Consider the following 24,740-nt stretch of genomic DNA (forward strand, 5'->3'; position numbering starts at 1 on the left):
GCCGCGCTGCTTCCGCGGCAGGGTCTCCGGGAGGAACGCGATCCCGACGATGCCGATCGCGCTGAGCACCAGCAGGTACGCCGCCACCAACCACGGTGCCCCACCGCTCGCGGCGACGAGCGCGGTCGCGACGAGCGGGACCGTCCCGCCGACGAGGGCGGCCGGGATCTCGCGGGAGAGCGCGATGCCGCTCCAGCGCATCGAGGTTGGGAAGATCTCGGCGAGCAGCGCCCCCGAGGTGCCGATGGTGGAACCCTGGATGACGGCGAGGCCGAGGATCAGGCCCAGCGCGACGAGGGTCGACTGCTCCGTGTTGTAGAGCAGGAACATCGGGAACGCGTAGACCACACCGAAGATCGCGGCGCCCATGAGGACGGGCTTGCGACCGATGCGGTCGGCGAGGCGACCGAACAGCAGCGCCGTCGGGATGGTCAGGACCTCGGCGACGATGAGGCCGATGAGCGCCTCCGTCGGGTTCACACTCAGCGTGCCCGTGACGTACGACAGCGAGAACACCTGCACGACGTAGACCCATGGCAGGGCGAACGTGAACAGCGCCATGCCGCAGATGATCACGCGCCAGTGCGAGCGGATCGCGCCGGCCAGCGGAGCGGAGGTGACGGCACCGCGCTCCTCGGCGCTCTCGAACGCCTTCGTCTCCTTCACGCGCAGGCGGAAGTACAGGGCGAAGGCGACGATGACGACGCTCGCGAGGAACGGGATCCGCCAGCCCCAGCTCTGGAACTGCTCGATCGGCAGCGTGCTCACCACGGCGAAGACGGTGGTCGCGAGCGCCATGCCCACGTACACGGAGGCGCCGGGGAACGAGGCGGCGAACGCGCGGTGCTTCACGTCGGCGGACTCGCTCGCCATCGTGATCGCGCCCGCGAACTCGGCGCCCGAGCCCATGCCCTGGAAGATCCGCAGCACGATGAGCAGGATCGGTGCCCAGATGCCGATGGTCTCGGCGGTGGGGAGCAACCCGATGATGGTGGTCGCGACGCCCATGAAGAGGAGCGTGATGAGCAGCGTCGGTTTGCGCCCGAGCTTGTCGCCGTAATGGGCGAAGATCAGGCCGCCGATCGGGCGGGCACCGAAGCCGACCGCGAAGCCGGCGAACGCGCCGAGCAGGCCGGCGAGGTCACCGGCGCCGGGGAAGAACAGCGGCGCGAACACGAGTGCGGAGGCCAGCCCGTAGAGGGTGAAGTCGTACCACTCGATGACGGTGCCGACCGAGCTGGCGAGGATGGCGCGGCGACGCTGCACCCGGGAGTCGAGGCCGTCGCGATCGATGTCGCTCTGGCCGACGGCGGTGGTGTCGGATCCGCGTGGGTCGCTCTCGCGCGCGCTCTGGATGGCCATGGCACTCCTTCGTGTTGGGCGCACCCGGACGGCCGGGACGCCTGACGAGGCTACCGGCCGTCTGGAGGCCCGGCCCATGTGTGGTCGGCACACTCCGGAGCCGTTCCGGTGCGTCGGGAGCACACGGGGTGAGGCGCCCGAGGGTCGCCCCACCCCGTGCTCGCTACAGCGCCTTCGACTCGCGAAGGATCCCGGCGAGCGTCTCCATCTGCTTCGCCTGAGACGTGTAGTCGAGGGCGGCGGTGTTCCAGGAGTGGATCTGGCCGGCGACGAGCGCCGGGTGCGAGGCGAAGGTCGCCTGCGCCTCGAGGTCGCTCTGCTGGAAGCCCTCGACGTTGACGAGCAGGACGTCACCGGTCATCGCCTGGCCGGCGTTCTCCCAGCTGTAGATGTCCCAGTAGTAGTAACCGTCCGGGTTCGCGTTCGTGTACTTCACGCCGAGTTCGCTGTACAGCTCCGTCTCCGGCTCATCCTGCGGCTTGACGACGTAGATGCCGCTCGCGTCCGCGTACATCTGCGTGACCTCGAGGTCGGTCTCCTTCGCTGCGGCGGTCAGGTCCGCTGCTGCGGCGTCGTACTTCTCCTTCGCCGCGGCGATGGTGTCCTCGTCGGCTCCGAGCGCCTCGGACAGCTTGTTGAGCGAGGCGATGACGTCGGCACCCTTGCCGCCGACCTTGATGGCGACGACCGGAGCGATCTTCTCCAGCTGCTCCTGCTGCTCGACGTCGGCGACACCGTAGTACGGGCCCTTGAGGTCGAGCGTGCCGTCGCGATCGGTCGGGTAGATCCCGGTCACGATGAGGTCGGGTGCCGCCTCGGCGAGTGCCTCGAGGTCGATCTCGCCGTAGCTGTTGCCGACGATGGCCGTGTCGCCGAGGTCGTAGTCCGAGAACCGCTTGTCGGTGACGACGTCGACGCGACCGAAGACCGCGACGGGGTCGATGCCGTTGCCGTGCAGGCCGAGCGCGTAATCGGCGAAGCTCGCGATGCGCTTGGGCTGCTCGTCGAGCTTGACCGTGGTGCCGGTGTCGTCGGTGTAGCTCCAGGCGCCGCTGCTGTCGGCGTCGGAGGCGGCGGTGGGGGAGCAGCCGGCGAGGCCGACCAGGGCGAGCGCGGGCACGAGCACGAGTGCGGCGCGGCGGAGGCGTGAAGAGATCGTCATGATACTTAGGGTAGCCGAACCTAAGTCACGAAACGATATCGGAATGCCCGATCGCCCGGATCACTTGGCATCGAGGGCGATCGCGTCGTCAGGGTCGACCGGCACGATGAGTGGCGAACCGCTGCTCGGGTCGGGGATGACGATCGCGTCGAGGTCGAACGCCTCCCGGAGCACGGCCGGGGTGAGGACCTCCCAGGGCGTGCCGTCGGCGATGACCCGGCCGCCGCCAACGACGACGAGGCGGTCGGAGTAGCGACCGGCGAGCGTGAGGTCGTGCAGGACCATGACGACCGTCGCGCCACGTTCGCGGTTGATCGACCGCACGAGTCGGAGGACGTCGAGCTGGTGGCTGAGGTCGAGGAAGGTCGTCGGCTCGTCGAGCAGGATCGTTGGGGCCCGCTGCGCGAGGACCAGGGCGATCCAGGCGCGCTGCAACTGCCCGCCCGACAGGGAGGCCGTGTCGCGGTCGGCGAGGGTCTCGAGACCGGTGGCGGCGAGCGCCTCGTCGACGGCGATCGTGTCGGCGGGCGTCCACGGCTTGAGGAGGCTCTGGTGCGGGTGGCGCCCTCGCGAGACGAGGTCGCGGACGCTCGTCGCAGACGGCGTCAGGGGCTTCTGCGGCAGGATCGCCAGCCGGCGCGCGACCTCGCGGGTCGGGATCGACCGCACGCCGCGGCCGTCGAGCTCGACCGTGCCGGCGGTCGGGGTGAGCAGGCGACCGAACGCCTTGAGCAGTGTCGACTTGCCGCAGCCGTTGGCGCCGATGAGGGTCGTGACCTCGCCCGTCTCGATGCGGAGGTCGAGCCCCTCGAACACCACCGTCTGGTCGTAGGCCAGGGAGACGCCCCGAGCCTCGAGGGCGGGCGTCTGGCGCTCCTGCACGGGCGATGCGGTCGTGGCGGGGTCGGTCATGCGGAGGTCTCCCGTTCCTTGCGGCGCGTCAGCAACCAGATGAGATAGGGCGCGCCGACGATCGCCGTGATGATGCCCACCGGGATCTCGCCCGGCAGGACACCACGGACGAGCGCGTCGCCGCCCGTGACGATGACGGCGCCGAGCAGTGCGGAGGCGAGCAGCGGCGGGCGACCGGTGCGGGCCAGGCGGCGGGCGATCTGCGGCGCGACGAAGGCGACGAACTCGATCGGCCCCGCCGCGGACACGGCCGCGGCGACGAGCAGGACCGCGCACGCGATGACCACGATCCGATGCCGCTGGACCGCGACGCCGAGGCCGGTCGACAACTCGTCGCCGAGCTGGCTGATGTCGAGGCTGCTCGTCTGCAGGACCGCGATCGGCGTCAGGATCACCAGCGCGACGAGCACCGGCCACACGCTCGACCAGGAGATGCCCGAGAGGCTGCCGACGAGCCACTGTGCCGCCGCTGCCGCCTCGGTGATCTGCGCCCGGGCGATGAGGTAGCTCGTGATGCCACCGAGGGTCGCGGTGGCACCGATGCCGATGAGGATGAGTCGGAAGCTGTCGACGCCGCCGCGCCAGGACAGCGCGTAGACGGCGGCGGAGGTGACGAGGGCGCCGATCGCGGCCATGGCGGGCAAGCCCAGGCTGAGGGCGCCGGCCCCGACCGAGTAGCTGCCGCCGACCAGGACGATCGCTGCCACGGCCCCGAGCGCGGCACCCGAGGTGACACCGAGGATGTCCGGAGTGGCGAGCGGGTTGCGTGCGAAGGTCTGGGTCAGGGCCCCGGCGAGTCCGAGGGACGCACCGACGAGGAGGCCGCCGACGACCCGGGGGAGGCGGAGCTCGAACACGATGAGTTCCTGGCCGCCGGTCCCGCCACCGAGCAGGGTGGTGATCACGTCGGGGATCGTCAGGGACGACGAGCCGGCGACGATCCCGAGCAGGGCGAACGCCAGCGCGACGACGAGACAGGCGATCGTGACGCCGACGACCCGCCCTCGCCACAGGCGGCCGAAGAAGCGGCTGCCCTCGCGCACGGCGCTCACAGCTCCGCCATCCGTCCGCGGCGCACGATGGCGATGAACGCGACCCCACCCACGACGGTGAGGACGACGCCCACAGGCACCTCGGCGGTGCCGCCGATGAGTCGACCGATCACGTCGCACGCGAGCAGCACGCTCCCACCGACGAGTCCCGAGGCGGGGAGGAGCCAGCCGTGATGCCCGCCCACGAGGGTGCGCGCGATGTGCGGGGCGGTGAGTCCGACGAAGGCGATCGGGCCGGTCAGGGCCACGGCGGCGGCCGTGAGCAGGGTGATCGCGGCGAGCCCCACGAGTCGTGCGCGGATGAGGTTCTCGCCGAGGCCGTTCGCCAGCTCGGTCCCGAGCGCCAGGGCGTTCAGCGAGCGGATGTTGGCGACCGCGAACACGAGGCCGAGCCCGGCGAAGACCAGGGCCGCGTCGACGCCCGTGAGCGATCGGCCGGACAGTGAACCGACCACCCAGATGCGATAGGCGGCGAGCGTCGTCTCGTCGGACAGGACGAGGTACGAGGTCAGGGCGACGAGCAGGGCCGAGACGGCGGTGCCGGCGATCGCGAGCGGGACAGGACTCGACAGTCCGCGGCCGAGCGCGGCGACGGAGAACACGATGACGCTGGCGACGGTGGCGCCGAGCAGGGCGAGCCAGAGGGTCGTGATCACCGAGCTCGTGCCGAGCACGTAGACCCCGACGACGACCGCGAGGCTCGCGCCGGCGGAGACACCGAACAGGCCGGGGTCGGCGAGCGGGTTGCGGGTCTGCCCCTGCATGACGGCACCGGCGATGCCGAGACAGACGCCGACGAGGACGCCGAGCACCGTGCGCGGCACCCGCGACCCCCAGACGACGGCGCCGGTGTCCTGGGCGGGGTCGAACAGGGCGGTGAGGACGGCCACGGGACTGATGAGGTTGCTGCCGAGCATCAGGCTCGCGAGGGCGATGACGAGGAGCGCCACGGCCAGCGTGCCGACGGCGAGCGCGCGTCTCGATCGGAGGAGGGTCGCGCTGCGCATGGAGTTAGCCTAGCCTCACCTATCCCGGTCGCGATGCACGCCCGTCATCCGGGGCGACGGAGGGGTGATCCATGGAACGGCGCGGGAGGTGTGCGGTTCACCCATGGGTGAGGCCTCCACCGCCCGATACCGTTGACCGGTACGGAGTACAGCGATCAGGAGGACACGAATGACCGAGCAGCCGTTGACCGGAGCCGACACCGAAGCGGTCCTCGCCGCCACGGAACGACTCGCCGTCCCGCCCGGCTCGCTCGAGGGCGTCGTGGTCCTCGACCTCTCCCGTGTCCTCGCCGGCCCCTACGCCGCATCGATGCTCGCCGACCTCGGCGCGACCGTCATCAAGATCGAGAACCCGAACGACCCCGACGTCTCCCGGGGCTTCCCGCCCTACCTGCGCGACGGCGACGAGGAGTTCAGCGGCTACTACGGCCAGTACAACCGCGGCAAGTTCGGTCTGGCGCTCGACCTCGCGAGCGACGCCGGCAAGGAGGTGCTGCGCGACCTCGTCGCGAGCGCCGACATCCTCGTCGAGAACTTCCGCCCGGGGACCATGGCCAAGCTCGGCCTACCGTACGAGGCGCTCGCCGCCATCAACCCGAAGCTCGTGTACACGGCGATCTCCGGCTACGGGCAGACGGGCTCCCGGAGCCGCCGCCCGGCGTTCGACAACACGGCGCAGGCCGCCGGCGGACTCTGGTCCATGAACGGCTACGCGGACCAGCCGCCCGTGCGCGTCGGCGTCACCATCGGCGACCTCTCCGCGACGATGTTCGGCGTCATCGGCACCCTCGCCGCCCTGCGGCACGCCGAGCGCACCGGCGTGGGCCAGCTCGTCGACGTCGCCCAGGTCGACAGCATCATCGCGATGACCGAGACCGCCGTCGTCGACTACACCGTCGACGGGACCGTCGCGTCGCCGTCCGGCAACGAACACGCCTGGGTCCGGCCCTACGAGCTGTTCCCCTGTGCCGACGGCCAGGTGTTCTTCGGCGCGTACACCGACAAGCTCTGGAAGGCGAGCTGCGAGCTGTTCGGCACGCCCGAGGCGATCGCCGACCCCGAGATCGACACCATGCGCAAACGCTTCGACGAGGAGGTGTACGCCCGTCGCGTCAAGCCGCTCGTCGTCTCCTGGTTCGCGGACCGCACCCGCGCCGAGCTCGAGGAGCTGGCCGGCGACGTCGTCCCGCTCACCGCCGTGAAGACCATCGGCGAGGTCGTCGACGACCCCGGGACGGCCGAACGCGACATGGTCGTCGAGACCGACTACGGCTCCTTCGGCACCCTCCGCTCCTTCGGCCAGCCGATCAAACTGAGCGCGACGCCCGCGACCACCGACCGCCCCGCGAACCACATGGGCGAGCACGCGGACGACGTGCTGACGGCGCTCGCCGGGTACGACGCCGAACGTATCGCGGCGTTGCGGTCCGACGGGGTGATCTGAATGGGGCTCGTGGAGCGGACGGAGCAGCCTGCCGAGCGCTTCGCCGCGCTGCGTTCCGACGGGGTGATCTGAGTGGGGCTCGTCGAGCGGACGGAGCAGCTCGATCTCCGTCCCGCCTCCTGGTATCGCAGCACCTTCGCGACCGCGGCACCGGAACCGGTCCTCGGCGAGGAGCTCCCCGCCGGCTGGGAGGGCGTCCACTTCCCGTTCGAGACGCCGTTCGCGCAGCTCCGCGAGGACGGCTCACCCGCGGAGGACGGCGTGCTGCCGATCATCGACCTACCGCGCCGCATGTACGCGGGGGAGGACACCGAGTTCTTGGCGCCGCTCCGCTACGGCGACGTGGTGACGCAGTGCACGAGCCTCGGCTCGCTCGTGGAGAAGCAGGGACGGGCCGGCCGTCTGGTCTTCGCCGACCTCGTGCGGGAGTACCTCGTCGATGGCGAGGTCGCCGTCCGCAGCACCTGGCACGACGTGTTCCTCGAGGCGCAGCCCGCGGTGCCCTCCCCGCGGACGGCGGCGCCCGAGGTGGCAGCCGAGGACGTCGATCCCGACGCCGGAGCCGATTGGACCGTGACCCGGTCGCTCGACTCCCGCCAGCTGTTCCGTTTCTCGGCTGTGACGGGCAACACGCATCGCATCCACTACGACCGCCAGTGGGCGCGTGAGGTCGAGGGGCTCGACGACCTCCTCGTGCACGGTCCGCTCACCCGCATCCTGGTGCTCGACGCCCTCACGGCGAACGCCGGTGGTCGTCGGCTCGCGTCGGTCCGGTTCCGGGCGAAGGCACCGGTGCTCGTCGACACGGCGTTCCGCATCGCGGGGACGGACGGCCCGGAGGGCACCTCGGTCGTCGTGCGTGCCGCCGACGGCACGGTCCTGGCCTCCGCCGACGCCACCTGGCGCCCCTGAGTCGCCCGGCACCGAGCCTGTCGCAGTGTCGCCCCGGCTACGCGTCGATCACGAGCGTCGGCGTCAGCGACCTCGACACACACGGGTACATGATCATCGACGCGTCGTCGGTCGTCAGGGAGTCGCGATGCTCCGGCGTCCCGTCCACCACCTGCACGGCACAGGAGCCGCAGACGCCGCGCATGCACGACCCGGCGACACCGACCCGTGCGGCCTGCATCGCCTGCAGCATCGTCTGCCCGGCGGGAACCTCGACGGTCCGCTCCGACCTCGCGCACTCGACGGTGAACGCCGTGTTCGGCAGGTAGGAGCGGGGCTTGGGCTCGAACCGCTCGAGGTGCAATCGGCAGCCCTCGGGCAGCGTCTCGGCCAGGTTCGTGAGGGTGTCGGTGAACCCGCGCGGCCCGCAGGCCGACACGTCGGTGCCCGGCTCGAGGCTCGCGAGGAGGCCGGCCAGGTCGAGTCGACCGCTCTCTGCGCTGACATGGATCCGCACGTGGTCGCCCAGGGCTTCGAGCTCCGGCGCGAACGCGACGTCCTCCCGGGTGCGCACCGCGTAGACGAGGGTCCAGTCGGCGTCGCCCGCGGCCAACCGCCGCGCCATCGAGAGCAGCGGTGTGATCCCGATGCCGGCCGCGAGCAGCAGGTGCCGCTTCGCATCCGAGAGCGGGAACAGGTTCCGTGGCGGCCGGATGAACACCTTCCGACCGACCTTCAGGAAGTTGTGGATGTAGTGCGACGCACCCCGCGAGTGCTCCTCCCGCAGGACGGCGATCCGATACCGGAATTCGTCCGCCGGATCACCGCAGAGGGAGTACTGCCGTTCGTGGCGGGTGATGAGCTGCAGGTCGATGTGCGCACCGGGGTCCCAGGGCGGGAGGCGGCGGCCCTCCGGATCGGCGAGCACGACGCTCACGATCGTCGGCGTCTCGCGCACGATCTCCTGGACGATGAGCGGGGTCATGCCCGCGCGATTGCGCATCAGAAATCCCTCGTGTCGATGGCATCGCCGATCTGGAGATCAGGACCGGTCATGCCCGCGCGATTGCGCATCAGTAGCCCCTCTTGCTTCCAGCCATCAATACAGACTCTGGTTCCCGACGGCGACCGCCTCGTCGATGGCGTCGCCGACTTCGGCGCTCAAGCCTGACATGCTCGCCCAGATCCGGCCCGCACTCGGCACCTCGGCCGCGAGCTCCTGCATCTCGGCGTCCCACAGCCCGCCGCGGAGCAGCGCCCGCCCGCAGTGCAGGTAGACCTCCTCGGTACGTACGACGATCGCGAGCTGTGGCGTCACGTGGTCTTGCTCGAGCATCGCCATGAGCGCCGGGTCGTCGGTGACGGTGGCCGTGCCGTTGATCCGGAGGGTCTCGCTCATGCCGGGGACGAAGCACAGCATGCCGATGTGGCCGTTCTGGACGATGTTCTGCAGGGAGTCGGCCAGCCGGTTGCCGAGGCGCTCCGGGATCACGAGCGTGCGGGTGTCGAGCGCCCGGACGAACCCCGGGTAGTCCCCGCGCGGGGAGTTGTCGCACCGGCCGTCGGCGTCGGACGTCGCGATGGTGCAGAACGGCGAGTGGGCGAGGAAGGCGAGGCAGTTCTCGTCGAGCTCGTCCATGATCTTGGCCGTCGCCGCGGGATCCGGTTCGCCGAGGGAGCGACGGATGGTGTCGACGTCGATCGACGCGAACGCGCTGGCCTGCATGGCGGACCCCTTCTCTGTCCCTCCGACCCTACGGTCGTCCCTCGCACGCCTCAATGGGCTGTCGGCACACGGTTTGCGGGTGTCCTGTGCCACCGACCCAGCCGCATCCATCGTCCTGCCCTGGTTCATCGGCCGAACGAGCGGCGGAACATCGCCTTCGCGCGCGCCGCGGTGTCGGCTCGATGGGAATCGGGAATACGGGTGAGGGTCGCTCCCACCATCGAGATCGCCATGAGGATGTCGTCAGGCTCGACGTGGTCGGCGATGCGATGCGCAGTCAGTTCCTTCGCATGCAGGGCGTGCGCGAGGCGATCGAGGCGTGTGCCGAGCGCGATCACGCGGGGGTCGTCGCCCTCGCCGAGGATCGCCTCGACGAAGGGCGAGGTGACGAGGGCTTGGTCGATCACGACGTCGAGCAGGCTGTCGAGGGTCGCATCGGGTCGCCCGGTGTGCTCCTCCAGCTCGCCGACGTTCTCGTCGAGCACCGCGAGGGCGAGGGAGAGTCGGTCGGGGAAGTGCCGGTACAGGCTGCCCTGTCCGACGCCGGCCCGCTTCGCGACCGCGCTGAGGGGAGCGCTGAAGCCGTCAGCGGCGAACACCTGACGCGCCGCGGCGACGAGCGCTCGGCGGTTCTCGGGTCCCGCGCTCGGGCCTCGGTTCGGCTTCGGGGGCGTGGACGACATCCCGGTAGCGTAACGCCGCGGGGCCGCTCCGGAGCACCCGACTGGGAGCCCGCCGTGAGGGCTGGTGGCCATGACCCGGACGGCGTAACGTGTACCGGACAATGATGTCCGGTATGGATCGAGGCCCATACGGTCCCGCCGCGCATCGCCCTCCCGAGAACGAAGGAACCCCCATGAGCGCCCTCACCGCCAACACCCCGATCGCCGCATGGCTCGCCGACCCCACCGGTGGACCGCTCATCCGCGGCCTCCTCACCCAGCTGGGCACCGAGGAATCGCAGCTCGCCCCGATCTCGGGCCTCCCGCTCCAGCAGCTCGTCGCCCTGAGTCAGGGCAAGCTGCCCCAATCGCTCATCGACGACCTCGTGCTCGCCGCGAACGACGGCGTCGCACCCGTCGACGACGCGCCCCAGGGGTGGCAGGAGCGCATCACCGTCGGTCGGTTCGCCGGGAAGACCGTGATCGTCACCGGGGCCGCTTCCGGCATCGGCCGTGCCACGGCATCCCGCGTCGCGCGTGAGGGCGGCCGGGTCGTGGCCGTGGACCTCTTCGAGGACAAGCTCGCCGACCTCGCCTCGAGCCTGCCGGACGCCGACCTCGTCACGGTCGCCGGCGACATCACGAAACAGGACGACATCGACGCGCTCGTGGCTGCAGCGGGGGAGCGGATCGACGCGCTCGCCAACGTCGCCGGTATCAACGACGACTTCTCCCCGCTCCACGAGACCTCCGACGCGACCTGGGAGCGGGTGATGGGCGTGAACGTCACCGGTGCGTTCAAGCTGACGCGCGCCGTCCTGCCGTCGATGGTCGCGGCCGGATCCGGCTCGGTCGTCAACATCGCGTCCGAGGCCGGGCTGCGCGGCAACGCCTCGGGGAACGCCTACACGACCTCGAAGCACGCGGTCGTCGGCATGACCAAGAGCGCCGCCTTCATGTACGGACCGCACGGCGTCCGGGTCAATGCCGTCGCTCCGGGTGGTGTCGCCACGGGGATCCCCTTCCCGCCGAACGTCTCCGAGGCCGGCTCGGCGCGGCTCGGACCGTTCCAGGCGGCGATCCCGACGATCGCGACCGCGGAGCAGCTCGCGGCATCCATCACCTTCCTGCTGAGCGACGACGGCGTGAACGTCAACGGCGTCATCCTGCCGTCCGACGGCGGATGGTCGGTGCAGTAGCAGCCGTTGCACAGAACTTCAGCAATCGGTAAGAACCGCGATTCTTAACAGTCGCTCAGGGCGGGATGAACGCATTTCTGCTGCGAATCTTGAATCACACGGGCCCGCTCTGCGTCGCCCGTCACCTGCGAACGCTCTGAACGAGTACGGCCGGAACGATCGTTCGCACTGCGGTGACACCGCTCACAGGGCCCCACCGATCTTGGCGGAAGGTGGGGCCCTGCGCCGTGTCCGGCCTGCGATGCGCGGCGCGCGGACTCAGCGCGGGATCGGAGCGGCGAAGCGCCACGGCTGGGAGCGGATCGTCGCGACCGCCCGGGTGATCGCGCCCAGGGCGACGACGTCCGCGCCGAGCCGCGAGGCCCGCACGATCGGCGTCGGCGCGTAGGTCCCCTCGTCGAGCCAGGTCTGAGCCGCGGCGATGACGGGCGAGGCGACGCGGGCCACGCCGCCGGCGACGACGACCTCGTCCACGTCGAGCAGGCTGCCGAACAGGAGGCACACCCGCCCGAGGCGTTCCCCGAGGCGTTCGACGAGTCTGCCGGCGTAGGCGTCGCCCGAGGCGGCGGCGTCGATGACGCGGCCGACGTCGAGCGCGTCGACCGGTGTCCGTGCGAGGGGAGACGACGCCGGCACCGCACCGGATCGCTGATCCTCCTCCAGCCACGACCGTGCCGCACCGTCGAGGCCCTCCGGCGAACCGACACCCTCGACCATGCCGAGCACGCGGAGTTCGCCTGCACCGCCGGCCCCGCCGTGCAGCAGCACGCCGTCCACGATGAGTCCTGCGCCGAAACTCGCCTCGGCCAGGAGGACGGCGATGGACTCGCGCGCCACCTCCCCGAGGGCGCGCTCGGCCGTGGCCGCGAGGTTGGCGTCGTTCTCGAGCACGACCTCGCCCCAGGGGCCGAGGCGGCTCGCGAAGTCGGGGTTCATCCGGGCCCAGTAGTCGTGATCGCCGCGCGGGGAGCGGCCGTGCGCGTCCACCGGTGCCGGGACGCCGACGGCGGTCACGAGCACCTGCCCCGGCGTCGCGCCGGCCTGCGCGGTCGCCTCCTCGACGACGGTCCGTGCGGTCGCGAGGCGGAGGTCGGGGTCTTCGTCGCCGCCCACGATGGGGCGTTCGGCCCGGCCGACGACCTCACCACGGAGCGTCGCGACGAGTGCTGCGACCCGATGCTGCCCCACGTCGAGTCCGATCACGAAGGCGGTGTCCGCGGCGAGTTCGTAGCGCCGGGCCGGTCGTCCCCGTCGGTAGTCGCCGGCGGCCCGGGCGTCGTCGAGCTCACGGATCCAGCCGCGGTCGGCGAGTGCGTCGCAGGCGTTCAGCACGGTGGCGCGGGTCAGGCCGGTCCCATCCATGACGTCACTCGCCGTGAACGCACCGTGGTCGAAGGCGTAGGCGGCGACGAGTTCGACGCTCGCCCTGCCCGTCTCGATCCCCGGTTCCGCCATGGGGTGACTGTAGCAGGGTTGCATTACTAGATATGGCCGCTATATTTAGTGGCGAAGGTCGACCACCGCCGGTCACGACAGTGCTCGGCTCCGCACCCCGAAAGGAACCGTCCGAGCATGAGCACCAGTACCGCCCCGACCACAACAGACGCATCGGACCTCCGGGTCGGCGTCATCGGCCTCGGCTTCGCCGGCACCACGCACCTGGACGCCTTCACCGCGCTCCCCGGTGCCACCGTCGTCGCGCTGTCCGGCCAGGAACCGGCGCGACTCGCCGAGCTGGCCGAGAGCCGCGGGGTCCCCGAGACCTACGCCGACTGGGAGGACCTCGTCGCCCGCGACGACCTCGACATCGTGTCGATCGGCGTGCCGAACGCCCTGCACCACCCGATCGCCGTGGCCGCGCTCCGCAGCGGCAAGCACGTCTTCTGCGAGAAGCCGCTCGCCACGACCGCCGACCTCGCCGCCGAGATGGTGGGGGCCGCGACCGCCGCCGACCGCGTCCTCGAGGTCGCCTACAACCACCGCCGCCGTGCCGACGTCGCCTACCTCGCGCGGTACCTCGCCGAGGAGCCGATCGGCCGCGTCTACCACTCGCGTGCCTCCTGGCTGCGTCGCCAGGGTGTGCCCGGTATCGACTCCTGGTTCACCAACAAGGCCGCGGCCGGCGGCGGGCCGCTCATCGACCTCGGGTCCCACGTCCTCGACATCGCGCTCTCGCTCCTCGGTGAGCCGCGCGTGACGCACGTGTCGGCCGTCGCGTACAACGAGCTGGGCCGCGCCGGCCGCGGTGGCTCCTCCGGCGGTGGTCCGGTCTCGAGCCGGTCCTCCCACGCCTTCGACGTCGAGGACTTCGCGTCCGCCCTCCTGCGGTTCGAGGACGGCGGCAGCCTGCACCTCGAGGCGTCGTGGGCCTCCTACTCGAAGGCGCACGAGGACATCTCGGTCGAACTGCTCGGCTCAGAGGGTGGCGTCCGCCTCCACGTCGACAACTACAACACCGAAGGAACGGTCACGATCTACCGTGACGTCGCCGGTGCGCCGACGATCGAACGACCCGCCGTGCAGGTCCCGGCCGGTCACCACCAGTCGGTCATCGCGGAGTTCCTCGACACCATCCGCGCGGGCGAGACCGCCGGCGGCGAACTCCGCTTCGCCGGTCACCACGGCGAGTACGCACTGCACCGCAGCCGCGTCATCGACGCCGCCTACGCCTCGGCCGCCGCCGGGCACGAACTGGAGGTCCCCGCATGAGCACCACGACACCGATCCGCATCCGCGTCTGGAACGAGTTCGTCCACGAGTCCCGCGGTGACGCCGTGGTGCTGGGGCACTACCCCGACGGCATCCATGCCGTGATCGCGGCGGGCCTCGAGGAGTCGCTCGGGGACGCCGTGTCCGTCTCGACCGCAACCCTCCAGGATCCCGAGCACGGTCTCACCGAGGAGGTCCTCGCGAACACCGACGTCCTCTTCTGGTGGGGGCACATCGCCCACGACCAGGTCTCCGACGAGGTCGTCGAGCGGGTCGTCCGACACGTCCACGCCGGCATGGGCATCGTCGTGCTGCACTCCGGTCACTACTCGCGGGTCTTCCAACGCCTCATGGGGACGAGCTGCGCGCTCAAGTGGCGCAACGACGGCGAGCGCGAACTCGTCTGGACGGTGCTCCCGGACCACCCGATCGCGCAGGGTGTACCGCACCCGATCGTCATCGACCGCCAGGAGATGTACGGGGAGCACTTCGACATCCCGCGTCCCGACGAGGAGGTGTTCCTCTCCACCTTCGCCGGCGGTGAGGTCTTCCGGTCCGGTGTCGCCTACCACCGCGGGCGCGGGCGGGTGTTCTACTTCTCACCCGGTGACCAGGAGTACCCGGTCTACCACCACCCCGACATCCGCCGCGTACTGGCCAACGCTGCCGAGTGGGCCCGTCCGACGATCGAGCGCACGCCGCCGACCGCGGACCAGCACCCACGGGACTGGTTCCTGCGCTAGGGCTGGATGGGTGAGCGCGGCCGGAGGAGAATGGCCGCCACACGGAAGGGAGGGCGATATGCCTGACACGGAGAATCCGTCGTTGAAGGACCCCGAGCTCTATGAGAAGCTCCGCGACGAGGGCGCCTCGAAGGGGAAAGCCGCACGCATCTCGAACGCGGCGGCCAAGCAGGGACGTTCGGCGATCGGGGAGAAGGGCGGCGAGTCCGGATCGTACGACGACTGGACCGTCGCGCGGCTCCGCGAGCGTGCGAAGGAGATAGGCCTCACCGGCTATTCCGACAAGCGCAAGAGCGAACTGATCGCGATGCTCCGCGACAGCTGAACAGGCGGCTCGGCCGCCGGAGTCACTACTTCGCTGACCCGGCGGTCGCGTCGTCGCCGGTCGTCGCGTGGACGACGACCTCGCCGGTGTTCGCCTCGTGCATGAAACCTTCGAGCAGTGCGCGGTCCATCTCGCCTACCTCGTCGGAGTCGAAGGAGAACTGCAGGGCGATCGCCGGGTGCAGCCAGAGCGTCGTGCGTCCGTCGGTGGTGGAGTCCTGTCGCACCGTGAGCGCGAACGACTCGTTCCGTCGCAGCTTCATGAGTGCGATCGTCTTGACGTGGGCGAGCGTGCGGTCGTCGAGCCGCACGCGTGCATCCCCGGTGCCGTAGACCAGTTGTCCCATTGGGAACCTCGACTTCCAACCCCTGAGATCGTCGTCGACGTGGACAGCCGACACGGCGCGCATCTCGACGGGGTCCGGGTCGGTGAAGCGCTCTCTCAGGATACGAGACATTCTTGGCGCGCGCCCGATTATCCACGATGCGGTGCTCGATCGACGATGCGCACGCGCATTGTCCGCTGCCCGGGCCATCCGCGCAATGGCCCGGGCGCCCCCATCTCTGCGCGCTAGCGTGGCACACCTGAGAAAGGGGCTGACGATGGGATTCCTCCGCCTCGGTGCGCTCCGATCACAGGTCGACGATCAGACGCTCGCCCAATTGGAACGCGTGATCCTCACACGGATGCTCGGCGAGCGCTCGTTCCGGCTGCAACTCCATCGCGGGCGCTTCCAATCATCGGAACCGGTCACGGTCTCGCCCGAGCAGCCGATCGTCTTCGCGTTCGACGCCGAGTTCGAGCCGCCGATCGACGAACGCATGGCCGCCGAGATGCTCGAGGAGATCGAGATCACCGGCGGACTGCACGTCGTCGTCGCCTGACCAGCGCCACCACCCGATACCAGCATCACCCAGACCACCACCACAGGAAGCAGGAGCGACATGAGCGACTTCACCGGAGCAGACGCATTGGGTACCGACCCGGACATGGTGGTCGGCACGCCGCCCACCGAGATCCCGGACGAGCCGACGGACGAGGACACGGCGGACGAGCCGGACGTGCTCGAGCAGCCGGATGCGGCACCCCTGCACGACGCCGACGGCCGCTGAGCCCGTCAGACACGGAAGCGCCGCCGACCCTCGGGTCGGCGGCGCTTCGTCGTGCAGCAGGCGGGGTTCAGGCTCAGTCCGTCTGCTCGGTGTCCTCGGGGTCTGCGCCCGGGCGCACCGCCGCGTCGTCGCGGATGTCGATGCGGGTGACGCCGTCGCCCTGATCGGTGACGTCGATGCGGGGCGCGGCGTCCTCCTCGGTGGCGTTCGGGGCCGTCGTCAGCTGGTCGTGTCGGTTCTCGTCGTGCGTGTGCGGAGTCTGGTCGCTGTCGGTCATGCCGAGACGATAGCGCACGGACCCGGCGTCCGGGCACGGCCTCAGGGCTTGTGGAGCCTCAGACGCGCGGACCCGGTTCCGGGACGAGCACCAGGCCGTGGTTCGAGTCGGCGCTGACGGCGAGCGCGTCGAGCCATGCGCGGTTGAGTTCGACGGGGACGCTGCCCGCGTACTTGAATCGCAGCGACATCGCGGGGTGCAGCCAGATCGTCGTCCGGCCGTCGCCGGCCCGCGGGTCGTCCTTCCACCCGAAGTAGAACCCCTCACCGCGACGCAGTTTGGCGCCGATGACCTGCTGCAGGTGTGCGAGCACCCGGTCGTCGAACGTCACCGACACCTCGGCGTCGTAGATCATCTTGCCCATGGGTCCTCCTGCTCCGCTCTCGGCTTCCTACGGTAGGCCCGGCCCCCACGAACCGCCACGATGCCCAAGGGGGTTGCGAACCGGCGCATGATCTCCGACCTGTCCGGCCGGTGGAGTCGGTCGGTGGACCTGACACGACGGAGCGACACCGGCGCGATGCCGGTGCCGCTCAGTCGTGGTGCGCGATCGCTCAGACGCTGATCGGCAGCGCCTCCGCGATCGAGGTGCGGTGCAGGACGTCCCAGCGGCTGGTGTAGCTGCGCTCGGGGAGCGAGCGGAGCGCCTCCACGAGGTGGGTCGGGAGCAGGTCGCGGCGGGCCTCACGCGTCAGGTCGCTGGGGCGGCAGGGGTACTCCATGCCGCGTAGGAATTCGTCGAGCTCGGTGAACACGAGCATCTCCTCTCTGGGCGCGTCGTGGCACCCGATGTCAGGCGGGACGGCTGCGTCGACCGGTCGTCGGACCGCCGTGCCCTCCTTCGAGTGTCGTCGCCGTTCGACCGTTCGGCGCGCTCTTGCCTTTCCGCCGTCGAGCTGCTACCCGTTCGGGTACGCTGCATCCTCAGAGCTCGAGGCGACGCTCCACGATGTCGCGGGCGACGTCCGCCAACGGACGACGGCGACTCCGCGCGTACTTGCGGATCACCTCGAAGGCCGCTTCCACCGAGATCGCAGCGGTGTAGGCGACGACGCCCTTCGCCTGCTCGATGACGACCCTCGACTGCAGCGCGGACTCCAACTGACCGCGGGTCACGTCGCTCTCGCGAAGGGTGCGCTCGTGCAGGATGCCGATGGTCGCCACGTCGGCCATCGCCTGCGCGGCCCGTGACTCGAACCGGTCGAAGGCCTCCGAAGCCGTGCGGAACAGGTTCAGGGTGCCGATGGTGGTCCGGCGGAGTCGCAGCGGGAAGGCATGAGCCGACCGGAACCCCGCGGTCGCCGCGACCTCGGCGAACCTCGGCCAGTCGCTTGCGACCGCGGCGATCTCGGGGATCGACACCGGCGTCGCCGCACGGAAGCTGTCGATGCACGGGCCTTCGTCGGCGCTCAGCTGGATGAGTTCCACGAGCCTCCCGGACTCGCTGGTCGACGCGATCAGCTCGAGGTCGCCGTGCGGATCCGCCAAGAGGATGCCCGAGGCCTGGACGTCGAGGAGGTCGACGCTGGCATCGACCAGGATCTGCAGCAGGTCGACCACGTCGTAGTCGTCCACCAGGGTGTCGGCGAGCGTCGCGAACACGTCGAGCAGGGCGGTCGAGTGACGGAGCTCGGAACCGGTCCCGTCGTCGCCGCGCGCGTTCATCGCTCGTCTTCGATCGTCTCGTCGCGCAGCACATAGCCGGTGCGACGTTCGAGGATGTCCTCCGCGACCTCCGACATCGAGCGGTTCTGGGCGAAGGCCTGAGCCTGGATCAGCAGGTGGGCGTCGTCGGGGGAGAGCCCGAGCTGCGCGATCACGAATCCGGTCGCCTGGTGGATCCGGCGTCGGGCGTGGGGTTTGAGCTGCGCCGTGTCGGGGAGACTCGCGAGTTCGAGGGTGCGGCGGAGGACGTACCGGCTGAGCGGGCGGGTGAGGGACATCATGGCCTCGACCGCCTGCGTGTCCAGCGTGCGCTCCTCGGTGTCGTACAGCTCGACCGCGCCCACCTGGAGCGGCCCGACGCGGAGGGGGAAGGCGAAGATGGAGCCGACCGCGTGGTCGCGGAGAGCCTCGGTGAACGACGGCCAGGAGTCGTAGCCGGTCCGCTTGACGGCCTCCTCCAGCACCGGGCGGCCGCTGCCGACCGCGTCCCAGGAGGGGCCCTCCGAGAGGTCGAACTGGAGCTCGTCGAGCAGCGCGATCTGCTCGTCACTCGCTGCGATCGTCTCGGGGCTCAGGGTGTCGCCGAGCGTCGCGATCGAGACACCGCTGAGCGGTATGAGCCGGAGGATCGGCTCCACCAGCTGGTCGTCCTCGTCGACCCGGTCGAGTGCGCTGTACACGATGGCGAAGGTGTCGCTCATGTCCGCATTCCTTCCGGGGTCGAGGGAGGTATCCGCTCATCGTACGGCCATCCCGCCGCAATCGCCGGGTGGTGATCCGTCCTACCTGGGAAAGCAAGGGGCCGCCCCGGCGGGGTGGATTCGCCTAACGTGGCGTCATGCCTCTGACGACGACACCCTCTCCGCGTCCCTCCGCCCAGCGGTCCGCAGCAGCCGATCGGTCGGCGCGATGAGCCGCGGGGTCGCCGTCGTCACCGGCGGAACCGCAGGGCTCGGTCGTGCGACCGTCCGCGAACTGGCCGCCCGTGGCTGGGACGTCGCGATCCTGGCCCGTGGCGAGGACGGACTCGCAGCCACCGTCGCCGAGGTCGAGCAGGCCGGACGTCGCGGGCTGGCCGTGCCGACGGACGTGGCCGACCGGGAGGCCGTCGAGCAGGCGGCGGACCGGGTCGAGGCGGAACTCGGACCGATCGAGCTGTGGGTGAACTGCGCCATGGTCGGTGTCTTCGGGGACTTCCTCACGACCGAGCCGGCCGACTTCGAGCGTGCCGTCGCCGTCAACTTCTTCGGCTTCGTCAACGGCACCAGGGCCGCCCTCGCGCGCATGGTCCCGCGCGACCGTGGGCACGTGATCCAGGTCGGTTCCGCCCTCGCCCACCGCGGCATCCCGCTGCAGGCCGCCTACTGCGGGTCGAAGTTCGGTGCCCGCGGGTTCACGGAGTCGGTCACCGCCGAGCTCCTCCACGACGGCAGCAACGTCAAACTCTCGACCGTCGACATGCCGGCGCTCAACACCATCCAGTTCAGCTGGGTGAAGTCGCAGCTGCCCGAGCACCCGCAGCCGGTGCCGCCGATCTACCAGCCCGAGGTCGGGGCGACCGCCATCGCCGACGTCGCCGACCGCCCGCGGCGACGCACCTGGGTGGGCGAGTCCACCGTCGGCACGATCCTCGGCGACCGCTTCGCCGGCGGATTCCTCGACTGGTTCCTCGCCAGGACCGGGTACTCCGGCCAGCTCGCACCGGACAAGCACGATCCGCGCCTGCCGGACAACGTCTACACGCCGGCCTCCGGTGACCACGGCGCCCGCGGCGTGTTCAGCGACAAGGCCCACTCGTGGAGCCCGCAGACCTGGGCCATCCGCCACCGTCGCGGGGTGTACGCGGCGGCCGCCGGCACCCTCGCAGCGGGCGTCGCCCTCGTGGCCGGCGCGGCGAAGCGGCGCTGAGCGCGATGGCGCGGCGCGAGCAGTTCGACGCGGTGGTCGTCGGCGCGGGGCCCAATGGGCTCGCCGCCTCGGTGACCCTCGCACGAGCCGGCCTGCACGTGCAGGTGGTGGAGCGAGGCGACACGATCGGCGGTGGTGCCAGGACCGCCGAGCTGACGCTGCCCGGCTTCCACCACGACATCTGCTCCGCCGTCCACCCGATGGCGCTCGCCTCGGGCTTCTTCCGGTCCTTCGGCCTCGAGCGCCGCATCGACCTGGTCGTGCCGGAGATCTCCTACGCCCACCCACTCGACGGTGGCCGGGCCGGGATCGCCTACCACGACATCGACCGCACCGCCGACGCCCTCGGACGGGACGGCGGGGCCTGGCGCTCGCTCATGGGACCGCTCGCCGCCGACGCCGACCGCGTCTCGCAGTTCACCGGCGGCAAGCTCCTGCAGGTGCCGCGCCACCCGGTCACGGTCGCGCGCTTCGGCCTCCGCGCGCTCGAGCAGGGCAGCCCGGCCTGGAACCTCCGGTTCCGTGAGGAGACCGCTCCGGCGATGCTCAGCGGTGTCGCCGCCCACTCCATCCGGCCGATGCCGAGCCTGTCCACCTCGGCCGCCGCCCTGTCGCTCGGCGCGTATGCGCACGCCCGCGGTTGGCCCATCCCCGTCGGCGGCAGCCAGGCGATCGTCGACGCGCTCGCGGACGACCTGCTGGCCCACGGCGGTGAGATCGTCACCGGAACCGAGGTGCGCTCCATCGACGAACTGCCGTCCGCGCGTGCCGTCCTGTTCGACACGACCCCGAAGGCGCTCGCCGAGATCGCGGGCAGTCGTCTGCCCGACGCGTACCTCCGTCGTCTCTCCCGATTCCGGTACGGCGACGGCGTGGCCAAGGTCGACTTCGCACTCTCAGGTCCCGTCCCGTGGACGAACCCGGAACTGGCGCGGGCCGGCACGCTCCACCTCGGCGGCACCCGCCCGGAGATCGCCGCCGCCGAGCGCGACGTCGCCCGCGGGCGGCACAGCGAGTCGCCCTACGTCCTCGTCTCGCAGCCCGACGTCGGCGATCCTGGTCGCGCTCCCGGTGACGCCCAGGTCCTCTGGGCCTACACACACGTGCCGAGCGGGTCCGGTCTCGACCAGACCGAGGCGATCACCCGGCAGATCGAGCGCTTCGCCCCCGGGTTCCGCGACGTGATCCTGACGTCGGCGTCGATGAGCGCCCGCGACATGGCGCGGTACAACCCGAACTACGTCCTCGGCGACATCGCCGCCGGCGCTGCGACCTTCGCGCAGCTCGTCGCGCGTCCCGTGCTCTCGAACGACCCGTGGCGGACGCCGACGCCGGGGATCTTCCTGTGCTCCTCGTCGACCCCACCGGGCCCGGGCGTCCACGGTCTCGCAGGCTGGCACGCCGCCCGCAGCGCCCTCCGCTCGGTGTTCGGTCGCGACCGCATGCCGTCGCTCGCGCCAGACCGAACCGCGCGCCCCTCCTGACCTCCATCCCCGCTTTCAGCGAAAGGAACACCACCGTGTCCCACACCACCAAGGTCTTCGACTGCCCGCCCGACCGCGTCTTCGCCGTCCTCGCCGACGGTTGGCTCTTCCCAGCGTGGGTGGTCGGTGCGTCCCGCATGCGTGACGTCGGTGACCGGTGGCCGCATGTGGGCGGGAAGCTGCACCACTCCTTCGGTGTCTGGCCGGCGGTGCTGGACGACGAGACCACCGTGCTCCAGTGGGATGCTCCGCACCGGTTCGTCATCCAGCCGAAGGGGTGGCCGCTCGGTGAGGCCCGTGTCGCCATCGAGGTGGAACCGCACGAGCGCGGGTGCGTCGTCCACCTGCACGAGCACGCCGTGACGGGCCCTGGTGCGCTGATCCCGGTCTGGCTCCTCGACATCGGGCTGCACATCCGCAACATCGAGACGCTGCGCCGACTCGCCCACCTCGCCGAGGGCGGTGCCGGCGGCACCCACCTCGTGGAGGCGGCCGAACCGACGGCAGAAGACCGCGAGGACGCCGAGTTCCCGAAGCGGTCGTTGTTCGCGCGGGTGGCGTCGGTCCTCGTCGTCGCCGTGCCGGTGGTCGCGGTGGCGCGCAAGCTCGCCCGTCACTGACGTCGATCCGACGCCGACGCACAACCGCGCCGGGATAGCAAGCACGGGGCGGGGTTTCACCGCTGCCGTACCGTTGCGCGGATGACCTCGACCGACACCACCAGGGCTGATCCTCCGTCCACGCTCAAACGCGACATCTCCGGCAAGATGCTCTACCTGTTCATCCTCGGAGACGTCCTGGGCGCGGGTATCTACGCCCTCATCGGCCAGATCGCCGGGGAGGTCGGCGGGGTCACCTGGGTCCCGATGATCGTCGCGTTGCTGCTGGCGCTGCTCACCGCGGCCTCCTACGCGGAGCTCGTCACGAAGTACCCGAAGGCGGGTGGTTCGGCCGTGTTCGCCGAGCGCGCCTACAAGCGGCCGATCGTCTCCTTCCTCGTCGGATACTGCATGCTCGCCGCGGGTGTCGTGAGTGCGTCCGGGCTGGCGCTTGCCTTCGCCGGTGACTACCTCGCGACCTTCGTCGACCTGCCACCGGTCGTCGGCGCCGTGCTGTTCCTCCTGGTGATCGCGCTCATCAACGCCCGCGGCATCAAGGAGTCCGTCCGGGCGAACCTCGTCATGACGATGATCGAGACCACCGGCCTCGTCCTCGTCGTGGTGGCGGTCGCGATGATGCTCGGCGGAGGCCGGGGCGACCTCGGTCGTGCGACGCAGTTCGCGGAGGGTGGCAGCCCGGTCATCGCCGTCTTCGGCGCGGCTCTGCTCGCCTACTACTCTTTCGTCGGGTTCGAGACGAGTGCGAACGTCATCGAAGAGGTCAAGGATCCGTCGCGGGTCTACCCGAAGGCGCTCTTCGGTGCCCTCGCGACCGCGGGTGTGCTGTACGTCCTCGTCGGCACCGCGGCCTCGATCGCCGTACCCTCCGACGAGCTCGGCGAATCGACCGGTCCGCTCCTGACCGTGATCCAGGCGACCGGCGTCGGCATCCCCGCCTGGTTGTTCAGCATCATCGCGCTCGTGGCGGTCGCGAACGGTGCGCTGCTCACGATGATCATGTCGAGCCGGCTCGCCTACGGCATGGGCTCACAGGGCCTGCTGCCGAGCGTCTTCACGAAGGTGCTGCCGAAGCGCGGTACACCGTGGGTCGCGATCATCGTGACCACGGGTGTCGCGATGGTGCTCACGGCCACCGGCAGTATCGCGACGCTCGCCGAGACGGTGGTCCTGCTCCTGCTCATCGTCTTCCTCAGCACGAACATCGCGGTGCTCGTCCTGCGACGCGAGCGCGTCGAGCACGCCCACTTCCGTGCGTGGACGGTCCTGCCGGTCCTCGCGGTCCTGTCGTGCCTCGTCCTCCTCACGCAGCAGAGCGCCGAGGTCTGGTTGCGTGGCGGCATCATCGTCGCGGTCGGCGTGGTGCTCTACGCGATCACGCGCCTGGTGCGTCGGCGGAAGGCGCCGGAAGCGGCGTGAGGAGCGTCTGACGGCGGTACCATCCCTCCATGCGATCTGGACGAGGCATGACGGATGATGAGGTCGGCTGATGCCTGCCGCGAATGACCCGGCCGACGCCCTGCCCGGGGACGGCCGCGACGAGACGCTGAACGAGCGCTCCGATCGCAACTGGTCGGAGCTGCTGCAGGAGTTCCGCGTCCTGCAGACGGGCACGCAGATCCTCGCGGGATTCCTGTTGACGCTGCCGTTCCAGGCGCGGTTCACCGAGCTCAGTGGATTCGACCACGTGCTGTACCTCGGTCTCGTGGTCCTGGCCGTGACGGTGACGCTCCTGGCGCTCGCGCCGGTCATCATGCACCGGCTCGTGTTCCGGCAGCAGGCGAAACCGCAGCTCGTGCGGCTCTCGAGCCGGATCCTCATGGTCTGCCTCGGGGCGGCCTCACTGCTGTTCGCGGGGATCGTCCTGTTCGTGTTCGACTTCGTCGCATCGCCCGAGGTCGGGCTGTGGGCGGGCGGCGCGGTGGTCGTCCTCATCGGGCTGGTGTGGCTCGTCGGCCCTCGCGTGATCCGGGGTGCGCGGGACCGCGTGTCCTGAGGTGATCGACGTGCCCGTCCAGAGCCCCGAGAATGGGACGATGCCCGAAACGTGTACGTTCTGCCGGATCATCGATGACGAGCCCGACGACATCACCTGGGTGGAGCGCGAGGACGAGGCGGTCGCCTTCCGGCCGTTGCCCGAGTCGGAGCTCGCCCCCGGCCACACCCTGGTGGTGCCGCGAGCGCACAGCGTCGGGCTGCTGGACGCCGACCCGCGGGCCCTGCAGGCGACGACCGCCCTCGCCCAGCGGGTGGGACGCGCGATGCGGGCGGCGCTCGGGGCGACCGGCGTCGTCGTGCTGAGCGCGTCCGGTGCCGATGCCGGGCAGAGCGTCCCCCACCTCCATCTCCACGTCGTCCCGTGCTGGGATGACGACGGGGTCACGTTCTGGCCCGAAGGCCGCTCGGAGCACCGGGTCGACGGCGACCCACACGCGCTCCTGGCGGAGATGTTCGAGTAGCCGGAGATCGCCGCGCCTTGAGTT

General features: G+C 70.5%; 29 protein-coding genes. 14 read left to right on the plus strand and 15 right to left on the minus strand.

Annotated features, from left to right (window positions below; translation table 11 throughout):
- The 5 genes from A4X17_RS18045 to A4X17_RS18065 all read right to left on the minus strand — a co-directional run.
- The coding region (locus tag A4X17_RS18045) for an MFS transporter (RefSeq protein WP_157583603.1) at window positions 1-1,362 on the minus strand (1,362 nt) is incomplete at its 3' end.
- Between the two features lie 163 nt (window positions 1,363-1,525).
- A complete protein-coding gene (locus A4X17_RS18050; RefSeq protein ID WP_064297042.1) occupies window positions 1,526-2,524 on the minus strand; it encodes an ABC transporter substrate-binding protein in 999 nt (332 codons plus the stop codon).
- 60 nt (window positions 2,525-2,584) lie between these two features.
- A complete protein-coding gene (locus A4X17_RS18055; RefSeq protein WP_064297043.1) occupies window positions 2,585-3,436 on the minus strand; it encodes an ABC transporter ATP-binding protein in 852 nt (283 codons plus the stop codon).
- Entirely contained in the window at window positions 3,433-4,488 is a 1,056-nt protein-coding gene (locus A4X17_RS18060; RefSeq protein ID WP_064297044.1) for an iron chelate uptake ABC transporter family permease subunit, read from the minus strand. Before A4X17_RS18060 ends, A4X17_RS18055 begins: the two co-directional genes overlap by 4 nt.
- Entirely contained in the window at window positions 4,485-5,495 is a 1,011-nt protein-coding gene (locus A4X17_RS18065) for an iron ABC transporter permease (protein ID WP_064297045.1), read from the minus strand. Before A4X17_RS18065 ends, A4X17_RS18060 begins: the two co-directional genes overlap by 4 nt.
- 169 nt (window positions 5,496-5,664) lie before the next feature.
- Between A4X17_RS18065 and A4X17_RS18070 the strand changes: the two genes are divergently transcribed.
- Window positions 5,665-6,939, plus strand: a complete 1,275-nt coding sequence (locus A4X17_RS18070) for a CaiB/BaiF CoA-transferase family protein (protein WP_064297046.1) — start codon at window positions 5,665-5,667, stop codon at window positions 6,937-6,939.
- A 72-nt stretch (window positions 6,940-7,011) separates the two neighbouring features.
- A complete protein-coding gene (locus A4X17_RS18075) occupies window positions 7,012-7,851 on the plus strand; it encodes a MaoC family dehydratase N-terminal domain-containing protein (RefSeq protein ID WP_064297047.1) in 840 nt (279 codons plus the stop codon).
- Window positions 7,852-7,888: 37 nt separating this feature from the next.
- Here A4X17_RS18075 and A4X17_RS18080 read toward each other — a convergent pair whose 3' ends face one another.
- From A4X17_RS18080 to A4X17_RS18090, 3 genes are all read right to left on the minus strand, one after another.
- Window positions 7,889-8,833, minus strand: a complete 945-nt coding sequence (locus A4X17_RS18080) for a PDR/VanB family oxidoreductase (protein WP_082916281.1) — start codon at window positions 8,831-8,833, stop codon at window positions 7,889-7,891.
- A 96-nt stretch (window positions 8,834-8,929) separates the two neighbouring features.
- Window positions 8,930-9,556 carry an MSMEG_1061 family FMN-dependent PPOX-type flavoprotein gene (locus A4X17_RS18085; RefSeq protein WP_064297048.1) on the minus strand — a complete coding sequence of 209 codons (627 nt, stop codon included), beginning with the start codon at window positions 9,554-9,556 and terminating at the stop codon, window positions 8,930-8,932.
- Window positions 9,557-9,681: 125 nt separating this feature from the next.
- On the minus strand, window positions 9,682-10,239 hold the full coding sequence (locus A4X17_RS18090; protein ID WP_064297049.1) for a TetR/AcrR family transcriptional regulator: 558 nt from the start codon (window positions 10,237-10,239) through the stop codon (window positions 9,682-9,684).
- Window positions 10,240-10,412: 173 nt separating this feature from the next.
- Here A4X17_RS18090 and A4X17_RS18095 point away from each other — a divergent pair, with 173 nt between their 5' ends.
- The gene (locus tag A4X17_RS18095; RefSeq protein WP_064297050.1) at window positions 10,413-11,417 is read left to right on the plus strand and encodes an SDR family NAD(P)-dependent oxidoreductase; all 1,005 of its coding nucleotides are present in this window, start codon (window positions 10,413-10,415) and stop codon (window positions 11,415-11,417) included.
- A gap of 258 nt (window positions 11,418-11,675) precedes the next feature.
- Here the strand turns inward: A4X17_RS18095 and A4X17_RS18100 are convergent, their stop codons facing one another.
- Window positions 11,676-12,872, minus strand: a complete 1,197-nt coding sequence (locus A4X17_RS18100; protein ID WP_197479117.1) for an ROK family transcriptional regulator — start codon at window positions 12,870-12,872, stop codon at window positions 11,676-11,678.
- Window positions 12,873-12,989: 117 nt separating this feature from the next.
- Between A4X17_RS18100 and A4X17_RS18105 the strand changes: the two genes are divergently transcribed.
- Genes A4X17_RS18105 through A4X17_RS18115 form a run of 3 tightly spaced genes read left to right on the plus strand, consistent with a single transcriptional unit; the run spans window position 12,990 to window position 15,194 of the window.
- A complete protein-coding gene (locus A4X17_RS18105; RefSeq protein WP_064297052.1) occupies window positions 12,990-14,126 on the plus strand; it encodes a Gfo/Idh/MocA family protein in 1,137 nt (378 codons plus the stop codon).
- Window positions 14,123-14,869 carry a ThuA domain-containing protein gene (locus A4X17_RS18110; protein ID WP_175116985.1) on the plus strand — a complete coding sequence of 249 codons (747 nt, stop codon included), beginning with the start codon at window positions 14,123-14,125 and terminating at the stop codon, window positions 14,867-14,869. The genes A4X17_RS18105 and A4X17_RS18110 overlap by 4 nt, the downstream gene beginning before the upstream one ends.
- Window positions 14,870-14,927: 58 nt before the next feature.
- A complete protein-coding gene (locus A4X17_RS18115) occupies window positions 14,928-15,194 on the plus strand; it encodes a Rho termination factor N-terminal domain-containing protein (RefSeq protein ID WP_064297053.1) in 267 nt (88 codons plus the stop codon).
- 25 nt (window positions 15,195-15,219) lie between these two features.
- On the opposite strand, the gene A4X17_RS18120 is transcribed toward A4X17_RS18115, so the two are convergent.
- Entirely contained in the window at window positions 15,220-15,540 is a 321-nt protein-coding gene (locus tag A4X17_RS18120) for a hypothetical protein (protein ID WP_064297171.1), read from the minus strand.
- A 256-nt stretch (window positions 15,541-15,796) separates the two neighbouring features.
- On the opposite strand from A4X17_RS18120, the gene A4X17_RS18125 reads away from it, so the two are divergent.
- On the plus strand, window positions 15,797-16,078 hold the full coding sequence (locus A4X17_RS18125; protein ID WP_064297054.1) for a hypothetical protein: 282 nt from the start codon (window positions 15,797-15,799) through the stop codon (window positions 16,076-16,078).
- A 60-nt stretch (window positions 16,079-16,138) separates the two neighbouring features.
- Window positions 16,139-16,306: a hypothetical protein gene (locus A4X17_RS19365; RefSeq protein WP_153303366.1), complete on the plus strand. Its 168-nt coding sequence runs from the start codon at window positions 16,139-16,141 to the stop codon at window positions 16,304-16,306.
- Between the two features lie 73 nt (window positions 16,307-16,379).
- On the opposite strand, the gene A4X17_RS18130 is transcribed toward A4X17_RS19365, so the two are convergent.
- The 5 genes from A4X17_RS18130 to A4X17_RS18150 all read right to left on the minus strand — a co-directional run bounded on the left by A4X17_RS18130 (window position 16,380) and on the right by A4X17_RS18150 (window position 18,949).
- Entirely contained in the window at window positions 16,380-16,583 is a 204-nt protein-coding gene (locus A4X17_RS18130) for a hypothetical protein (RefSeq protein WP_064297055.1), read from the minus strand.
- Window positions 16,584-16,641: 58 nt separating this feature from the next.
- A complete protein-coding gene (locus tag A4X17_RS18135; protein WP_064297056.1) occupies window positions 16,642-16,947 on the minus strand; it encodes a hypothetical protein in 306 nt (101 codons plus the stop codon).
- Between the two features lie 190 nt (window positions 16,948-17,137).
- Window positions 17,138-17,338 carry a DUF2795 domain-containing protein gene (locus tag A4X17_RS18140; protein ID WP_158596586.1) on the minus strand — a complete coding sequence of 67 codons (201 nt, stop codon included), beginning with the start codon at window positions 17,336-17,338 and terminating at the stop codon, window positions 17,138-17,140.
- A 169-nt stretch (window positions 17,339-17,507) separates the two neighbouring features.
- Window positions 17,508-18,248: a GAF and ANTAR domain-containing protein gene (locus A4X17_RS18145; RefSeq protein WP_064297058.1), complete on the minus strand. Its 741-nt coding sequence runs from the start codon at window positions 18,246-18,248 to the stop codon at window positions 17,508-17,510.
- Entirely contained in the window at window positions 18,245-18,949 is a 705-nt protein-coding gene (locus A4X17_RS18150; protein WP_082916283.1) for a GAF and ANTAR domain-containing protein, read from the minus strand. The genes A4X17_RS18145 and A4X17_RS18150 overlap by 4 nt, the downstream gene beginning before the upstream one ends.
- A 208-nt stretch (window positions 18,950-19,157) precedes the next feature.
- On the opposite strand from A4X17_RS18150, the gene A4X17_RS18155 reads away from it, so the two are divergent.
- The 6 genes from A4X17_RS18155 to A4X17_RS18180 all read left to right on the plus strand — a co-directional run bounded on the left by A4X17_RS18155 (window position 19,158) and on the right by A4X17_RS18180 (window position 24,716).
- Window positions 19,158-20,156, plus strand: a complete 999-nt coding sequence (locus A4X17_RS18155; RefSeq protein WP_064297059.1) for an SDR family oxidoreductase — start codon at window positions 19,158-19,160, stop codon at window positions 20,154-20,156.
- 5 nt (window positions 20,157-20,161) lie between these two features.
- On the plus strand, window positions 20,162-21,640 hold the full coding sequence (locus A4X17_RS18160; RefSeq protein WP_064297060.1) for an NAD(P)/FAD-dependent oxidoreductase: 1,479 nt from the start codon (window positions 20,162-20,164) through the stop codon (window positions 21,638-21,640).
- Between the two features lie 35 nt (window positions 21,641-21,675).
- The gene (locus A4X17_RS18165; RefSeq protein WP_064297061.1) at window positions 21,676-22,260 is read left to right on the plus strand and encodes an SRPBCC family protein; all 585 of its coding nucleotides are present in this window, start codon (window positions 21,676-21,678) and stop codon (window positions 22,258-22,260) included.
- An 81-nt stretch (window positions 22,261-22,341) separates the two neighbouring features.
- Window positions 22,342-23,676: an APC family permease gene (locus tag A4X17_RS18170; protein WP_064297062.1), complete on the plus strand. Its 1,335-nt coding sequence runs from the start codon at window positions 22,342-22,344 to the stop codon at window positions 23,674-23,676.
- 70 nt (window positions 23,677-23,746) lie between these two features.
- The gene (locus tag A4X17_RS18175; RefSeq protein WP_064297063.1) at window positions 23,747-24,253 is read left to right on the plus strand and encodes a DUF6328 family protein; all 507 of its coding nucleotides are present in this window, start codon (window positions 23,747-23,749) and stop codon (window positions 24,251-24,253) included.
- Between the two features lie 40 nt (window positions 24,254-24,293).
- Window positions 24,294-24,716, plus strand: coding sequence for an HIT family protein (locus A4X17_RS18180; protein ID WP_064297173.1), 423 nt, complete (start codon window positions 24,294-24,296; stop codon window positions 24,714-24,716).
- Window positions 24,717-24,740 lie beyond the last annotated feature (24 nt).

The organism is Plantibacter sp. H53 (assembly GCF_001650455.1).
Classification (GTDB): domain Bacteria; phylum Actinomycetota; class Actinomycetes; order Actinomycetales; family Microbacteriaceae; genus Plantibacter; species Plantibacter flavus_A.

Coding starts and splice junctions, on each gene's coding strand:
- A4X17_RS18050 (WP_064297042.1), bottom strand. CDS start 2,524: ATGACGATCTCTTCACGCCTCCGCCGCGCCGCACTCGTGCTCGTGCCC.
- A4X17_RS18055 (WP_064297043.1), bottom strand. CDS start 3,436: ATGACCGACCCCGCCACGACCGCATCGCCCGTGCAGGAGCGCCAGACG.
- A4X17_RS18065 (WP_064297045.1), bottom strand. CDS start 5,495: ATGCGCAGCGCGACCCTCCTCCGATCGAGACGCGCGCTCGCCGTCGGC.
- A4X17_RS18070 (WP_064297046.1), top strand. CDS start 5,665: ATGACCGAGCAGCCGTTGACCGGAGCCGACACCGAAGCGGTCCTCGCC.
- A4X17_RS18080 (WP_082916281.1), bottom strand. CDS start 8,833: ATGCGCAATCGCGCGGGCATGACCCCGCTCATCGTCCAGGAGATCGTG.
- A4X17_RS18085 (WP_064297048.1), bottom strand. CDS start 9,556: ATGCAGGCCAGCGCGTTCGCGTCGATCGACGTCGACACCATCCGTCGC.
- A4X17_RS18090 (WP_064297049.1), bottom strand. CDS start 10,239: ATGTCGTCCACGCCCCCGAAGCCGAACCGAGGCCCGAGCGCGGGACCC.
- A4X17_RS18095 (WP_064297050.1), top strand. CDS start 10,413: ATGAGCGCCCTCACCGCCAACACCCCGATCGCCGCATGGCTCGCCGAC.
- A4X17_RS18100 (WP_197479117.1), bottom strand. CDS start 12,872: ATGGCGGAACCGGGGATCGAGACGGGCAGGGCGAGCGTCGAACTCGTC.
- A4X17_RS18105 (WP_064297052.1), top strand. CDS start 12,990: ATGAGCACCAGTACCGCCCCGACCACAACAGACGCATCGGACCTCCGG.
- A4X17_RS18110 (WP_175116985.1), top strand. CDS start 14,123: ATGAGCACCACGACACCGATCCGCATCCGCGTCTGGAACGAGTTCGTC.
- A4X17_RS18115 (WP_064297053.1), top strand. CDS start 14,928: ATGCCTGACACGGAGAATCCGTCGTTGAAGGACCCCGAGCTCTATGAG.
- A4X17_RS18120 (WP_064297171.1), bottom strand. CDS start 15,540: ATGGGACAACTGGTCTACGGCACCGGGGATGCACGCGTGCGGCTCGAC.
- A4X17_RS18125 (WP_064297054.1), top strand. CDS start 15,797: ATGGGATTCCTCCGCCTCGGTGCGCTCCGATCACAGGTCGACGATCAG.
- A4X17_RS19365 (WP_153303366.1), top strand. CDS start 16,139: ATGAGCGACTTCACCGGAGCAGACGCATTGGGTACCGACCCGGACATG.
- A4X17_RS18130 (WP_064297055.1), bottom strand. CDS start 16,583: ATGACCGACAGCGACCAGACTCCGCACACGCACGACGAGAACCGACAC.
- A4X17_RS18135 (WP_064297056.1), bottom strand. CDS start 16,947: ATGGGCAAGATGATCTACGACGCCGAGGTGTCGGTGACGTTCGACGAC.
- A4X17_RS18145 (WP_064297058.1), bottom strand. CDS start 18,248: ATGAACGCGCGCGGCGACGACGGGACCGGTTCCGAGCTCCGTCACTCG.
- A4X17_RS18150 (WP_082916283.1), bottom strand. CDS start 18,949: ATGAGCGACACCTTCGCCATCGTGTACAGCGCACTCGACCGGGTCGAC.
- A4X17_RS18155 (WP_064297059.1), top strand. CDS start 19,158: ATGAGCCGCGGGGTCGCCGTCGTCACCGGCGGAACCGCAGGGCTCGGT.
- A4X17_RS18160 (WP_064297060.1), top strand. CDS start 20,162: ATGGCGCGGCGCGAGCAGTTCGACGCGGTGGTCGTCGGCGCGGGGCCC.
- A4X17_RS18170 (WP_064297062.1), top strand. CDS start 22,342: ATGACCTCGACCGACACCACCAGGGCTGATCCTCCGTCCACGCTCAAA.
- A4X17_RS18175 (WP_064297063.1), top strand. CDS start 23,747: ATGCCTGCCGCGAATGACCCGGCCGACGCCCTGCCCGGGGACGGCCGC.
- A4X17_RS18180 (WP_064297173.1), top strand. CDS start 24,294: ATGCCCGAAACGTGTACGTTCTGCCGGATCATCGATGACGAGCCCGAC.